This window comes from Paenibacillus sp. FSL R7-0297 (assembly GCF_038009025.1).
Classification (GTDB): Bacteria; Bacillota; Bacilli; order Paenibacillales; family Paenibacillaceae; genus Paenibacillus_AQ.
The window spans coordinates 3568221-3582147 of the sequence record NZ_JBBPAQ010000001.1; the positions used below are offsets into that span (position 1 = coordinate 3568221).

A 13927-nucleotide genomic window follows, 5' to 3' on the forward strand; every position below is an offset into this window, starting at 1 on the left:
ATCAAATAGCTGCACTCTGCCAGCTTGACGGGTCACGCTCAGATTTTAGCGGACCGCGGACGCAGGGAGAATCCGGCAGCTGCAAGCACGGCAACGTATAGAATCACGGCAATGGCAGCACTGCGCGGATGCTGGAACATCTGGCCGCCGAGGAAGGCGTACAGGGTAATCCCCGGGATTTTACCAATGCCGGTTGCTGCAAGATAACTCCAGAAGGGCAGTCCGGCAGCACCGGCGTAGATATTTACGGCCATTTGTGGAATCACAGGCGCCAGCCGGGCAAGGACTACAGAGGCAAACGGACGCCGCTGTACGGCCCCGGTGAATTTATCCAGCGCCGAAATCGAGTTCAGATAAGTCATGGATTTATTCTGGAACATAAATTTAACTAGACCATACACGATCGCTGCAGCCAATGTGGTTGCGCTCCAGCATAGTAACGCTCCCGCCAGGCTTCCATAGGCGTATCCGAACAGACCGATGATCAGCTTGTAGGGGATTACCGGAAATAAGGCCAGAACAGTGGCGGCGAGCATGGACAGCAGCAGATTATGGTCCTCTTTGAGCCAGGCCAGAATGTCATACCTGTAGATAAACGCAAGGATTATAGACGAAACATACAGAATTACGGTCAACCATTTTCTCATTTTACTATGCCCCTTCTTCACTCCATACATTTCATCATACTGAAAAAAAAGTGATTATTGAAGCAAAGATCATTGTCGAAGCCGCTTGTCACGGTATAATACACCTATAAGGGATAGAAATCCCCCAATATTTAAGGGAGATACCTCAATGAATATACCTGTACGCAAAAGAGTAGCATTAATTGGCATCGGCGATATTGCCCGTAAAGTCTATTTGCCGCTGCTCTCCCGTCATGATCAGGCAGAAATTGTAGGGGTACTCAGCTATTCCTCTGCGACGGTGCAGCGGGCAGTTCAGACTTATCGTCTTCAGAAAGGGACAACAGAACTGAATGAGCTGTTATCCTGGGATCTTGATGCTGTATTCGTGCATAGCCCTACACCTACACATTATGAACTTGTTACCCGTTGCCTGGAACATGGGGTGTCCGTATATGTGGATAAGCCGCTGTCGTATAATCTGGAAGAATCCCGGCGGATGGCTGAACTCGCGGAGAACAAGGGTCTGCTGCTGGGTGTCGGCTTCAACCGCCGCTATGCTCCGATGTACATGGCGGCCAAGTCCTGGCTGCTGAAGGCCGGGGGCATTAGCCAATGCAGTGCAATCAAGCACCGGACGAAGCTGCAGCAGGGAGCAAGCCGTGAGACTATTCATGATGATCTGATCCATATGCTGGATCTGCTCCTCTGGCTGTGCGGCGGCGATTATGAGCTGCTTCACAGCAGCCTGAAGACAGATGCGGAGGACAGATTGTTACAGTCATTGGGACAGCTGGACTGGAAGAGCGGAGCAACCGGAATATACAGCATGGTGCGTGATGCCGGTGCTGATCTGGAGAAGCTGGAGCTGCACGGAAACGGCAGATCAGTCGAAGTGACGGATATGGAACGGGCGACATTATATGAGCAGGGTTCCCTGCCGCGCACGCAGAATTTCGGCAGCTGGGACACTATACTGGAGCGCAGAGGCTTCAGCGGAGCCGTCAGCCATTACCTGAGTAATATCGCGACTCCGGAGCAATGCGGCATTTCCGCTTCAGCCGTATTGCCGAGCCATGAGCTGGCAGCGAAGCTCAGCCGTTGAATTATCAGATGAGCAGCAGAGAGGAGAACAACATGGAGGATCAGGATTACGGCAAGTCAATGGAAGAGAGAATTATCGAAAGCTACAAACGGGATGAGGAAATGATGATTCTTGTTTTTGCCCAGTGGTGTGTGAATAACAAGTTGGACCCGCACGCACTGTATTTACAGGCATATCCGCAGCAGGAAGGCAATCAGGCGCTGAGCAATGCCCTGGCACTGACTGTATCCGAGGAAGAGGCCGGTTTTATCTCCGATGACACCGTACTTGGTGTACTGTCGCTATATAGCAATGATGACCTCGCTTACGTGGTAACTGAAGCGATTCATCAGCGGGAGCAGAAAGCAGACACAAGGGATTGACAACGAAGATATAATAGTTATGGTTAATGAACTTTTTTTTGGTAAACGATGTTCATTACAGAATAAATGTGGTAAAATTATATATACTAACTAATAGTAAGCTTCACAAGTGAGAGGTGAAAAACAATGGAAGAACATCAACTGACGATGTGCCCGAGATTCGAGACGGCCTTTTCTTTTTTAGGCAAACGTTGGAATGGACTTATTATTCAGACATTGATGAGCGGCCCTAAGCGGTTCAAGGATATTTCCGGACTGATTCCGACAATGAGCGACAAGATGCTGTCCGAGCGTATGAAGGATCTGGAATGTGAAGGCATTCTGGTACGGCATGTGTACCCGGAAACACCTGTGCGCATTGAGTATGAATTAACGGTCAAAGGCCGGGCGCTTGAGCCGGTTATGCAGCAAATTCAGTTCTGGGCCGAGAGCTGGGTTGAGTAGTTACGTTTCATATTCCTAATGACAGCCCCTTACCCGGTCTCCGGTTTAAGGGGTTTTTGCTTCGGTTCTGCTAAATAAAACTTGCACTGTGTCCAAACCTGTGTAATATAATAGAACAAACTAAAGTTACGGATGTGTGGAAGCGCTGACAAAACTGGGAAAAGCCTAAGGAGGATGTGAATAAGCCAAAGTTAAGGCAAGCAAACTAAGACGAGGCTTTCGGGGCAAGTTTTGAACGATGTCTGATTCAGGGATGTTTAGGCTCACAAAACCAAGCGTATGCTTTCGATGCAAGTTTTGAACGATGTCTGATTCAGGGATGTTTAAGCTCACAAAACTTTTAGGAGGCGAGGATCATGACCATCACCTTGTTTTCCCGCGAAATAGCCTATGGAAAAAAGGATGTCGCTGAACTGGAGACTGCTTCAATTAGAGTGCAGCTGATTTATGACAAGGTGTTGTTTATGCTTCATAGCCATCTTCCCGCTTCATTATGGGATGCCTGGATTGGCGTGCCTTATGAGATCATATCCTCTCTATATAAAGGGGACAATGATGGCGGCAGTGTGTTTCAGAAGTGGATTCAAAGCCCCTCCGGCTGGAAATGCATCGGTTGTGAACGGCATTGTCTGGAGCCTGTCGCGGCTGAGGCTGGCGATCTGTCCGGCCCGAAGCGCCGATTCACATTTCATAACGGAATTAGCCAGAGCATGGTGCTGCAGGCGGTCATCTGGTCGATGTATGAGAATACACTGCTCCTCCAGCCCTACCTGGGCGGAGAGGCTTTTCTAAGCGAGGACGATTTGGAACTTATAGCTGCCTATTTCGTGCCTACCTATCTGACACAGACCCCGCTTATGGAGAGGAACAAGCCTGCTAAAGAATATAAGGACAAGAATATTAGAGTCTATCAGGAATGGATCTCCGCCCCCGATCTGGTGCTGGAGTGGAATGGAGGTCTGACTGAAGGCAGATGGATGACGGGTGTGTACGTGGACCATTCGCGCTTTGCCGGACTCGGACCCTATCTGAAGGATGCACAGGGTAAGCGGACGTATATGCAGGCGACTGTTCAATAAATCATATTATGCATACATTGAAGAGTTAAAGGTGGCTTTGAGAATGATTCTAGAGGAAAAACAAGAATGAAAGTGCTGCTGAATAACTTGTTGAGCTCCTTGATGCGGCAGCACTTTGGGAATGATTGAGTATCATTAGGAATCCGCCAGGTACTTTTTACGCCTCATCCCGGTTATTCCTTCTTCTGATCCAATAAACCAAACTTAAGATCACCACTCCAACTGCTGCAGATATGATCAGAATTGCGTTTCCGCTTGCACTACCGTCTGGTATTATCGGGGATGGACTCATGCGCGCGGTAATAATGATGCATACTGCAATCAGAATTGCTAGAAGGATAACGGCTGCGCTTCTGCTATTAGCTGTCAGGCCCTCCCGTCCAGGTCCTACATAGGAACCGTTCCAGATCAGACGTACCAAATAGGAGCCGACACCAATCATAAAAATAACATAATTACTCAATGGATACTTGAGCCAGTCTATTCCGTAATTATGCAGGCCCATATCTGCCAACAGCAGGAAGGCCAGTAAAATAAATGACTGATTCCCCGCTTTGTTCCGCTTCAACAGTTGTCTTTCGTCCAGGTTAGCTTTGCTCATGCTCAGTTCCCTCCCAAAAAAGTTGATCCAGCGTCTTACCCAGTGTTAGGCAAATATCAATACATAACCTGATTGTGGGATTGTAGTCACCGTTCTCAATCGCAATAATCGTCTGTCTGGTGACCCCCACAGCATCCGCCAGCTGCTTCTGCGACATATCTTTTGCCGCTCTTGAGGCCTTAAGCCTCAGGTTTTTCCCCATTCCCTCACCTCGCGTAGATTGTAATATATATTTAACATTATGTCTACTATATTATACACAGTGGATTTTATCATAATCATTCCGTTCAATAAAATTTTATATATCCAGTGCGTACAATCACTAGTCCGACTTCCTGCCGGTGTTAAGGTGTAAAGGTGATCAGCAACAAAAACCTATACCCATAACATGAGGAGGGGCCACAATGGCGTCCAATCAATTAAACGATATAACAATTCAATCAGGTTTTACCTCTGAAGCAATGGTCAGAGACATCGTCCTGCAGTTCCCTAAGTCTGCGGATTATTTCAAGGCTAAGCGCATTGATTTCTGCTGTGGAGGCGCGAAGCCGCTGGCTGAAGCTGCTGCCGAGAAAGGGCTTGATCCGGAAGCGATGATTCAGGATCTGAACAAGCTGCAGGAAGAGCATCCGGTGCTGGAAGAGGATACAGCCTGGAACGAGGCCTCCTCTGAAGAGCTGGTGAATTATATCGTGAACAAGCATCACCGCTACCTGCGTGAAGAGCTTCCGTTAATCAGCCAGAATGTGACCAAGGTCTTCCGCGTTCATGGCGAGGATTCTCCGCATCTGGGTGAGATGCACCGCCTGTTTAATCTTTTGCGCGAAGATCTGCTTCAGCATACGGCGAAGGAAGAAGAGAGCGAATTCCCTAAAATGCTGGCCTACACACAGAACCCGACTGAAGAAGGCCTATCGGAGCTGCGCGGCCTGCTGCATAATCTTGAAGCTGAGCATGACGGTGCCGGTGAGATCCTCCGCGAGCTCCGCAGGGTAACCAACGATTACACACCGCCTGCGCACGCCTGTACGACTTACCGCCTGACCTATGCACGCCTTGAGGAGCTGGAGGGTATGACCTTTGAGCATGTGCATCTGGAGAATAATATCCTGTTCCTGCGTTATCAATAAAATGTAGTGCTACGGAAAGTCCCTCCGGGGACTTTTTTGTTATAAAGAACGTTAGGTTTAGAGCAGAAATAATTTGAGAACAGGTCTTCTATGCGGTATCCTTAAAGGAGTCAGGGATATTACATAAGAAGGCGGTGCCGTGGAATGTCCACGAAATGGATGGGGCGCTTACTACTGTGCCTTGTTTTTATACTCACAGCCAGCGGCTGCAGCTCGGATCTGGGACCGGGAAATACGGGCGGCAGCACAGGACTATCTTTTTCAATTCTGGTGGGTGAACGTGAAATGGCCGGAACCTCCGGCAGACTGCTTAACGAAGCTTATATTGAAGGTAATTCCATTATAGAACTGCTGAGAAAGAGCGGGATCGTTACTTTTGCAGCAGACGGCTATAGTATTCTTGAGGTCAATAGGGTTGCGCTCAGTCAGGATATGATGTGGGAAGTACAAGTGAACAGCAAGAAGCTTACGGACTGGAACAGTAAAATCGAGGCTGGAGCAGCGATTGTCTTCTCAGCGCAGCCGGCCGCAGCCGGGGCGTTATTTCAACCGGTTATCCTTATGGTGAATGGCGGGAGTGAACAGCCTGAGCTGACACATTCGCATGTGCTGTCCTATACGGAAGATTTGTCAGTGAAGGGACTTATGAAGAACAGCGGAATGATTAAGCTGGCAGAGAATAACAAGACGGTTCTTACCGTAATGGATTACACACCACTCAGCAGTGAGGAGTGGAAACTGAAGGTTAATGACAAAGCGCTGCTGGGAAATGGTGTGGATATGAAGCTCAGACCGCAGGACAAGCTGGAGATATCACTGGTTCTGAGGTAATTACGATAGCGGAATCCGTTTTATCGGATACAAGGATTTCTGTGCCGAGTGCGCAGGGGTCCTTTTTTTGTATTTTACTTTATGTGAAATGTTTCACATTTAATGTGACTGGAATCACAAATGCCGGGGAATTTTGGACAGTATAATTTCAATATCAAGCAAGTTTGTGAAGAAATCTGAGTTTCGAAGGAGGGTTCTACCAGTGACAGCGAACAGAGAAAAGTTAGTGCTGATTGGCAATGGCATGGCGGGTGTAGGCACTATTGAGCAGATTTTAAAGCTGGGCGGGGCTTATGATATCACGATTATCGGCAGTGAGCCGCATCCCAATTACAACCGGATTATGCTGTCCTATGTTCTCGAAGGCAGTAAAACCATTGAAGATATTATTCTGAATGACCGCCAGTGGTATGAAGATAACAATATTACCCTGCATACTGGAACGACTGTGATCCGGATTGATGAACAAACCAGGCAGGTGATTACTGATAACGGACAGGCGGTTCATTACGACAAGGTTATCATTGCTACGGGTTCTAATTCGTTTATATTACCTGTTCCTGGCAGTTTAAAAGACGGGGTAGTCGGCTTCCGTGATATCGCAGATTGCGATGCCATGCTGGCTGCAGCGAAGCAGTACCGCACGGCAGCTGTGATCGGCGGAGGTCTGCTTGGTCTTGAAGCAGCCAAAGGCCTCGTGAATCTGGGGATGGACGTTACCGTTGTGCATCTGCTTGAGGATCTGATGGAACGGCAACTGGACCGTACGGCATCTTCTATGCTGCAGGCGGAGCTTGCGCGTCAAGGTGTGAAATTCGCCATGGGTAAGCAGACGGTCGAATTGACTGGAGAAAAGCGGGTTACGGGGCTGCGCTTCAGTGACGGCAGTGAGTTGCCCGCAGAATTTGTGGTAATGGCAGTCGGAATTAAACCTAATGTTCAGCTTGCCAAGGATAGCGGCATCGAGGTTAACCGCGGGATTGTCGTCAATGACTATCTGCAGACCTCCATGGCTAATGTGTATTCTGTCGGTGAATGTACGGAGCACCGGGGCACCTGCTATGGTCTGGTAGCGCCTCTCTTCGAGCAGGGGATGGTACTGGCCAAGCATTTGTCTGGTGTGCAGACTCCGGGATACGAAGGTTCGGTTGTCGCGACGAAGCTCAAGATTTCCGGTGTTGATGTTTTCTCGGCCGGAGAGTTCACCGAAACAGCGGAGCATACCGTCATATCCGCCAAGGATGAGTGGAAGAGAACCTATAAGAAGATTCTGCTCAAAAACAACATTATTGTCGGCGCGGTTCTGTTCGGTGATGTAACGGAAGCAGCGAGCCTGCAGAAGCTGGTGAAGCAGGGAACAGAAATGACCGATGAGATCTATGGAGAGGTCATGGGCACAGGCTGCTGCGGCGGAGGCGGAGCCAAGAAAGGGCTATCGGTTGAAGCGATGGCCGATGAAGAAATTGTCTGCGGCTGCAACGGGGTAACCAAAAAGGCGATTGTTGATGCCGTTACGGAGAATGGATTCACTACAGTGGATGAGATCAAGGCTTGTACAGGCGCAACCCGCTCATGCGGCGGCTGTAAGCCTGTAGTTGAGCAGATTCTGCAGTTCGTTCTGGGAGATAGCTTCCAGCAAAGCGCCAAGCAGGGGATCTGCAGCTGTACCCCGCTTAGCCGGGATGAGATTGTAGCCGAAATTACGGCTAAAGGCCTCAAAACCACCAAAGAAGTTATGCATGTGCTGGACTGGAAGCAATCAGAAGGCTGTTCTAAATGCCGTCCTGCTGTGAACTATTATCTGGGTATGATCTATCCGGACACCCATGAGGACGAGAAGGAATCGCGCTTCGTGAATGAACGGATGAGCGCCAATATTCAGAAGGACGGAACTTATACGGTTGTTCCGCGGATGTACGGCGGGGTTACCACTCCAGAGGATTTGAAACGCATCGCCGATGTTTCCCTGAAGTATGATGTGAAGGTTGTGAAGGTGACCGGCGGGCAGCGTCTGGACCTGATCGGTGTCAAAAAAGAGGATGTGCCGAAGGTGTGGGAGGAGCTGGATATGCCATCCGGCTATGCCTATGCGAAATCCTTACGTACGGTCAAGACCTGCGTTGGTTCACAGTTCTGCCGCTTTGGCACACAGGATTCCATGGGCATGGGCGCTATGCTTGAGCGCAAGTATGAGCGCCTGGATATGCCAGCCAAGTTCAAAATGGCGGTTAACGGCTGTCCGCGCAACTGCGCAGAATCCTGCACGAAGGATATCGGCATTGTTGGCAACGACGGCGGCTGGGAAGTATTCATCGGCGGCAACGGCGGGATTAAGCCACGGATCGCAGATGCCTTCTGCAAGGTAAGAACCGATGAAGAGCTGGTCGAGGTCTGCTCCGCCGTAATGCAGTATTACCGTGAAACCGGAAATTACCTGGAGAGAACTTCAGAATGGGTAGAACGTATGGGCCTTGAGCATATCCAGAACGTTATTCTGGGCAGTGATGACAACCGGAAAGAACTCGCTGCACGGATCGACTTCGCCCTGGCACAAGTCAGCGATCCATGGAAAAAGATGCTGGATGACAACAGTACCCGCACAGCACTGTTCGAACAGACACGGGTCTAGCCTGAAGGGAGAGGGAGAGAAAATTATGGAACTCAGTAATCGAGAGTATGCAGTAGGAGCCGCAGACGATTTCATGCTGCAGATTGGCCGGGTAGTAAATGCAGGCGAGGTGGAGTTAGCGATATTCCGCACATCGGATGGCGCTTTCTATGCCGTGGAGAACCACAGTCCCCACCCCAAGGGCGGTCCGCTCGCTGAGGGGATTGTATCCGGCTATTATTTGTATGACCCGCTTCATGACTGGAAAATCGATCTGCGGACCGGAGAAGTTCAGGCTCCGGACCGCGGTCAGGCAGTAGTCCATCCGGTTGTTGTGGAGGACGGAGTCGTCAAGGTTAGTCTGCCTGCGGCAGTGGCAAGGCTATAAATTAAAAGAAGAGCAGGTGTAGATATGTTTACGCAGAGCGTAGAGAATATCGTTGAGACAGCCGTAGGCAAACGCGACAAGATGAATGAGAGCCTGCCCAAATATTTCTTGGCGGCACTCCTGGCAGGAGCTTATGTAGGTATTGGTATTATTCTGATCTTCTCGCTGGGGGCGCCGCTGGCAGCGATCAAGTCACCGTTCCAGCCGCTGATTATGGGTGCATCCTTCGGGATTGCCTTGACCCTGGTTGTATTCGCTGGCTCGGAGTTGTTCACAGGAAATAATATGTTCTTCACGGTAAGCACGCTTGCCGGGAGAACTACGGTCTGGGATACCGTGAAGAACTGGGTTCTCGTCTTCTTTGGCAATGTAGCCGGAGCAATAATCTTGGCCCTGCTCATTCAGGGTTCGGGACTGTTCAAGGCAGCTCCGGTGGATCATCTGATCTTCACTGCAGCAGCCAAGAAGATGAGCCTGCCGTTCTCGGAGCTGTTCTTCCGCGGTATTCTGTGTAACTGGCTTGTCTGTCTCGCACTGTGGATGTCCTCCCGTGCCAAGAGTGAAGCGGCGAAGCTGGTGCTGATCTGGTGGTGCCTGTTCGCCTTCATCGCAAGCGGCTACGAACACAGTGTAGCGAACATGACGCTGCTCAGCGTGGCAGTGCTGCTGCCGAATCACCCTGAGACCGTGAGCATTGCCGGCTGGCTGCATAACATGATTCCTGTTACGCTCGGCAATATCATCGGCGGCGGTGTATTCGTCGGCATGGCATACTGGCTGATCTCACCTGTGCGTAGTCCCCGTAAAGTATCAACTGCCATGCAGACTAAGAAAATAAGTTAATTTAGAAGCCCCGCAGTTTAATTACTGCGGGGCTTTTTTGTCACTGAAAGGAGCATCTATCTGTGGTAAGCTGTTTAGGACTCGAATCAGGGAGTGGACAGTCATGAAGAGCTTTAACCATTTTGGCGTATATGGAATTTGCCAGTGTGACCGCAAGCTGCTGGTAATTCATAAGGGAAGAGGGCCATACACGGGAAGATACGATCTGCCTGGTGGAAGACTCGAAGAGAACGAATCACTGCTTGACGGCCTGGTCAGAGAATTCAAGGAAGAGACCGGATTCACAGTCAAGGTAGAACGAAACCTGGGCATATTCGATTTTTTTGTCCGTTATCAGGAGGAAGAATTCACGCATATGCATCATTTGGCAGCGTTGTACCAGGTTGAATTGGACGGGGAGCAGACGCCAGCAGTTATTTCAGCTTTTGCGGAACAGGATTCGAGCGGAATGGAATGGGTGGAATTAGCACGGATCACGCTGGATTCGGCTTCACCGGCAGCTGTACTGGCAGCGAAATGGCTTAGCGGGGATGTGCTGACTATGGGGACGGAATACTATGATTCTTGGGAAATAAAGACCTTGTAGAATTGCTGGCAGCGCGGGAATCTCTTCAGCAGACAAGAAAAAAAGACGCCGGACAAGGCGCCTTCGACCACTCTATTAATTTATTGGGTCATATATGTTTCATTGAGGTGAATAGAGGGTATTATTATTAGGAATTAAATTCGGCAGATTTCGTTAGGGCACAATTCACAATGGCAGATGTCTTGAAGCATCGACAGATCCTTAATGACAATCATGCCGTTCTCATACTCTACAGCGTCTTTTTTACGCAGATCACTCAGCATGCGGTTAACACTCTCACGGGTAGCGCCGATCATGTTGGACAGGTCTGTATGCGTGATTTTTTTGTTGATCAGAATGCTGTCGCCTGTCTTCTCGCCATAGGTGTTGCCCAGACGGATCAGCGTAGAGCAGAGTGCACCTGGTTTGCCGTACATCATCAGATCGCGGAATTTCGTCTGCGTGAGACGGTGATGAATCCCCATCCATTTCATGAAGTCAATCGCGAAATCACAGTGCTGGCAGATCAGAATCTCCAGATCCTTCTGCTCGATGACGCCGACTTCACTTTCTTCAATTACTTCGGCAGTAAAGCTATGCTTCGTGCTGAAGAAGGGGTCTGCCTGACCAACCATGTCACCGGCCTGATACATATACAGGATTAGTTCCTTGCCTTCGTCAGTTGATTTGGTTAGTTTCACACGTCCACGTTTGATATAAAACAATTTATCCGAATAGTCGCCTTCCCAGAATAGGTGAGAGCCTTCAGGGACCATGCGCTCCTTCATTGTGACCAATAGCCGGTTAAAGTTCTGTTCGGAGAAACAGTTTGTATTGCCGCGGGCTTCGATAACATTATAATGTTCCTTTATCATAATCGACATCCCCTTTATTCCCTCAGTTTTTCAGTAAATTTTAAATTAATTATACATGTTAATTCCTCTTTATGGTTAAAAAATTTCGCGAAAAAGTGTCGATTTTTTTACATTGTGATAATTTTCACTTCGTTTGTGTGAAATATGATATGTTTTCGCACCAAAAGTGGGTCCATAACCTGTATTACAGGATATTATAGCAGCTGTCTCCTATTCTGGATAGATCCTGGGAGCTTGCGGCTTTTTTTGTTTTTGCTGGATCTCCCCATTTCCGTAAAAATGCACATAACTCCGTTATAAGCAGACCTTGGTCCTGAAGGTACTTAGAGATACTCTGGAACTGAGCGTCCGTACCTCCGTGGACAACTGCGGGAAGGGCGGAACATTCCCTTAGAGAAGGAGAAATCAAATATGGCAAAAGTGGCGGACAAATATCTGAAGGTCGATCCGTGGGCGATAATAGAAGAGGGCTTTGATCCGGAGCGTAACCGGACCTCGGAATCGATTTTTTCACTGGGCAATGAGTATATGGGCGTGCGGGGGTATGCCGAAGAAGGGTACAGCGGAGATTCACTGCCTGGCAGCTACTTGAATGGGCTAAACGAGCAGATGAATGTCGGCAACCATTATAAGGGCATTATCCGGACACTCCGTTATATGGTGAATGCGGTGGACTGGCTGTATACGCGAATATCCGTTGATGGCTTACAGCTCGATCTGGCTCATAGCAAGGTTACGAATTACTCCCGCAGACTGGATTTCCGTACCGGGACATTCCGGAGGGAATTCATCTGGCATCTGCCGGACGGCAAACAGCTGCAGATCAGCTTCGCGCGCCTGGTAAGTATGACAATGTCTCATCTGGGTCTGCAGCAGATCACCTTTGAGCCGCTTAACTTCACGGGGAGTGTAGATATCTGTACGGGTCTTGATTTCAACATGATCCACGAAGAACACGGCCAGAGCATGTGGAAGCAGCTGCGCAGCGGAGACGTAGAGGCAGTTACAGCTATCCTGGGAAGTACGCTGACAACCGGGAACAAGCTTTTCTCCGGGTTTATACTTCAGTCCTCCCAGCCACTAAATACAGAGCTTGTGGAGCGTGACCGGTTCATCGGACGGAAGTTCTCTCTTGAACTGTCTCAAGGAGAACCGGCTTCCTTCACCAAGCTCGTCGTGAATGCGGCGGACAACAAAGCCTCCCGTACGGAGGATAGCCTCTGGGCTGAAGGTATGGAGCTTGCGGCCGGGGTAAGCGGGCTGGAAAAGCAACAGGTGTTTGCTGACCAAGCCTCTTACTGGAGTGGTATCTGGGCAACCAGTGATATCACTATTGAAGGCGATCCCGAGAATCAACAGGGGATAAGGTTCTGCATTTTCCAGCTGTATCAGACCTATCATGGAGATCATCCGGGCTATAACATCGGTGCCAAAGGGCTGACGGGAGAAGCATACCGCGGTCTGGCCTTCTGGGATACGGAATCCTACTGTCTGCCGTTCTATATGTTCAATAATCCGAAGGCGGCCCGCAGCCTGCTGGAGTTCCGCTATAAGTCACTGCCGGAAGCCATGCAGCGCGGGAAGGATGTGGATTGCGAAGGTGCTTTTTATCCCATTGCCACGATTGACGGGACTGAGAGCTGTGATCTGTGGCAGCACTCTAACCTTCAGCTGCATGTTGGAACAGCTGTTTCCTACGGCATCTGGCATTATGTGAAGAATACAGGTGACCGGGAATTCCTCTACAGCAAAGGTGCTGAGATGCTGATTCAGATCAGCCGCTTCTATGCAACCCGCGGCCAGTGGGGTCAGCGCAGCGGAGAATACGGTTATTTCGGAGTAATGGGACCTGACGAATTTCAGCTGATGGTCAACAATAACTGCTATATCAATCTGATGGCTAAGAAATTATTTGAATTCACACTCGAAACCATTGCCGAGATGAAGGTGAAGACGCCTGAAGCATATGCAGCCGTTGTTGCCAAAACGGAGCTCCGCGAAGAGGAATTGGCGGATTGGGACAACAAACACGAGCATATGAAGATTCCGCTGGATACGGAGAGCGGGGTGTATGAGGAGCATGACGGATTTTTTGATATGCCTCATATTGATATTCACTCGATTCCGGTATCCGAATTCCCGCTCTACTCGAATTGGTCTTATGACCGCCTGTACCGCTATGACATGATCAAGTAGCCGGATGTGCTGATGTTCATGTTCTTATATAACGGACAGTTCTCCAGAGAAGCCAAGCTTGCGAATTATGAATACTACGAATCCAGATGTATCCATGAATCTTCACTCTCGCCGTCCATTCATTCCATTCTGGCCAGTGAAGTCGGCAAACATGAGGAAGCGTATCATTTCTTCGAATTCGCTACCCGGCTGGATCTGGATAACTACAACCGAAATACCAGAGAAGGATTGCATACAACTTCGATTGCAGCAGCCTGGATGAACATTGTGTACG

At 49.3% G+C, this 13927-nt stretch carries 14 protein-coding genes and 1 pseudogene; 11 read left to right on the forward strand and 4 right to left on the reverse strand.

Features of this window, described 5'->3' with window-relative positions; genetic code table 11:
* Window positions 1-38: 38 nt before the first annotated feature.
* Window positions 39-647 (reverse strand): TVP38/TMEM64 family protein, encoded by a 609-nt coding sequence (locus tag MKZ24_RS15505; protein ID WP_042237948.1) that lies wholly within the window; start codon window positions 645-647, stop codon window positions 39-41.
* A 148-nt stretch (window positions 648-795) separates the two neighbouring features.
* Here MKZ24_RS15505 and MKZ24_RS15510 point away from each other — a divergent pair, with 148 nt between their 5' ends.
* From MKZ24_RS15510 to MKZ24_RS15525, 4 genes are all read left to right on the forward strand, one after another.
* Entirely contained in the window at window positions 796-1731 is a 936-nt protein-coding gene (locus tag MKZ24_RS15510; RefSeq protein WP_340784346.1) for a Gfo/Idh/MocA family protein, read from the forward strand.
* A gap of 32 nt (window positions 1732-1763) precedes the next feature.
* Entirely contained in the window at window positions 1764-2093 is a 330-nt protein-coding gene (locus tag MKZ24_RS15515) for a hypothetical protein (protein ID WP_042138776.1), read from the forward strand.
* 126 nt (window positions 2094-2219) lie between these two features.
* Entirely contained in the window at window positions 2220-2537 is a 318-nt protein-coding gene (locus tag MKZ24_RS15520; protein ID WP_042138775.1) for a winged helix-turn-helix transcriptional regulator, read from the forward strand.
* 356 nt (window positions 2538-2893) lie between these two features.
* Entirely contained in the window at window positions 2894-3616 is a 723-nt protein-coding gene (locus MKZ24_RS15525; protein WP_340784351.1) for a hypothetical protein, read from the forward strand.
* Between the two features lie 157 nt (window positions 3617-3773).
* On the opposite strand, the gene MKZ24_RS15530 is transcribed toward MKZ24_RS15525, so the two are convergent.
* Window positions 3774-4217 carry a hypothetical protein gene (locus tag MKZ24_RS15530; RefSeq protein WP_340784355.1) on the reverse strand — a complete coding sequence of 148 codons (444 nt, stop codon included), beginning with the start codon at window positions 4215-4217 and terminating at the stop codon, window positions 3774-3776.
* Window positions 4204-4419: a helix-turn-helix transcriptional regulator gene (locus MKZ24_RS15535; RefSeq protein WP_042237945.1), complete on the reverse strand. Its 216-nt coding sequence runs from the start codon at window positions 4417-4419 to the stop codon at window positions 4204-4206. The genes MKZ24_RS15530 and MKZ24_RS15535 overlap by 14 nt, the downstream gene beginning before the upstream one ends.
* Window positions 4420-4651: 232 nt before the next feature.
* Between MKZ24_RS15535 and ric the strand changes: the two genes are divergently transcribed.
* From ric to MKZ24_RS15565, 6 genes are all read left to right on the forward strand, one after another.
* A complete protein-coding gene (gene ric / locus MKZ24_RS15540; protein ID WP_042242967.1) occupies window positions 4652-5347 on the forward strand; it encodes an iron-sulfur cluster repair di-iron protein in 696 nt (231 codons plus the stop codon).
* 144 nt (window positions 5348-5491) lie between these two features.
* A complete protein-coding gene (locus MKZ24_RS15545) occupies window positions 5492-6178 on the forward strand; it encodes a hypothetical protein (protein WP_042237943.1) in 687 nt (228 codons plus the stop codon).
* Between the two features lie 202 nt (window positions 6179-6380).
* A complete protein-coding gene (gene nirB, locus MKZ24_RS15550) occupies window positions 6381-8807 on the forward strand; it encodes a nitrite reductase large subunit NirB (RefSeq protein ID WP_081956599.1) in 2427 nt (808 codons plus the stop codon).
* A gap of 25 nt (window positions 8808-8832) precedes the next feature.
* Window positions 8833-9174, forward strand: a complete 342-nt coding sequence (nirD, locus tag MKZ24_RS15555) for a nitrite reductase small subunit NirD (RefSeq protein WP_042237941.1) — start codon at window positions 8833-8835, stop codon at window positions 9172-9174.
* A gap of 24 nt (window positions 9175-9198) precedes the next feature.
* Window positions 9199-10017, forward strand: coding sequence for a formate/nitrite transporter family protein (locus MKZ24_RS15560; RefSeq protein WP_042237939.1), 819 nt, complete (start codon window positions 9199-9201; stop codon window positions 10015-10017).
* Between the two features lie 103 nt (window positions 10018-10120).
* Window positions 10121-10603: an NUDIX hydrolase gene (locus tag MKZ24_RS15565; RefSeq protein ID WP_042237937.1), complete on the forward strand. Its 483-nt coding sequence runs from the start codon at window positions 10121-10123 to the stop codon at window positions 10601-10603.
* 134 nt (window positions 10604-10737) lie between these two features.
* On the opposite strand, the gene MKZ24_RS15570 is transcribed toward MKZ24_RS15565, so the two are convergent.
* Window positions 10738-11457, reverse strand: a complete 720-nt coding sequence (locus tag MKZ24_RS15570; protein ID WP_216626496.1) for a Crp/Fnr family transcriptional regulator — start codon at window positions 11455-11457, stop codon at window positions 10738-10740.
* A 411-nt stretch (window positions 11458-11868) separates the two neighbouring features.
* Here MKZ24_RS15570 and MKZ24_RS15575 point away from each other — a divergent pair.
* Window positions 11869-13902 (forward strand): annotated as a pseudogene (locus MKZ24_RS15575) (glycoside hydrolase family 65 protein); the annotation flags it as partial.
* Between the last annotated feature and the right edge of the window lie 25 nt (window positions 13903-13927).

Bases quoted from the DNA above. Each gene is read 5' to 3' on its own strand.
- MKZ24_RS15535 (WP_042237945.1), bottom strand. From the start codon at position 4,419: ATGGGGAAAAACCTGAGGCTTAAGGCCTCAAGAGCGGCAAAAGATATG.
- nirD (WP_042237941.1), top strand. From the start codon at position 8,833: ATGGAACTCAGTAATCGAGAGTATGCAGTAGGAGCCGCAGACGATTTC.
- MKZ24_RS15530 (WP_340784355.1), bottom strand. From the start codon at position 4,217: ATGAGCAAAGCTAACCTGGACGAAAGACAACTGTTGAAGCGGAACAAA.
- MKZ24_RS15570 (WP_216626496.1), bottom strand. From the start codon at position 11,457: ATGATAAAGGAACATTATAATGTTATCGAAGCCCGCGGCAATACAAAC.
- MKZ24_RS15520 (WP_042138775.1), top strand. From the start codon at position 2,220: ATGGAAGAACATCAACTGACGATGTGCCCGAGATTCGAGACGGCCTTT.
- MKZ24_RS15510 (WP_340784346.1), top strand. From the start codon at position 796: ATGAATATACCTGTACGCAAAAGAGTAGCATTAATTGGCATCGGCGAT.
- MKZ24_RS15545 (WP_042237943.1), top strand. From the start codon at position 5,492: ATGTCCACGAAATGGATGGGGCGCTTACTACTGTGCCTTGTTTTTATA.
- MKZ24_RS15525 (WP_340784351.1), top strand. From the start codon at position 2,894: ATGACCATCACCTTGTTTTCCCGCGAAATAGCCTATGGAAAAAAGGAT.
- MKZ24_RS15565 (WP_042237937.1), top strand. From the start codon at position 10,121: ATGAAGAGCTTTAACCATTTTGGCGTATATGGAATTTGCCAGTGTGAC.
- MKZ24_RS15505 (WP_042237948.1), bottom strand. From the start codon at position 647: ATGAGAAAATGGTTGACCGTAATTCTGTATGTTTCGTCTATAATCCTT.
- MKZ24_RS15515 (WP_042138776.1), top strand. From the start codon at position 1,764: ATGGAGGATCAGGATTACGGCAAGTCAATGGAAGAGAGAATTATCGAA.
- MKZ24_RS15560 (WP_042237939.1), top strand. From the start codon at position 9,199: ATGTTTACGCAGAGCGTAGAGAATATCGTTGAGACAGCCGTAGGCAAA.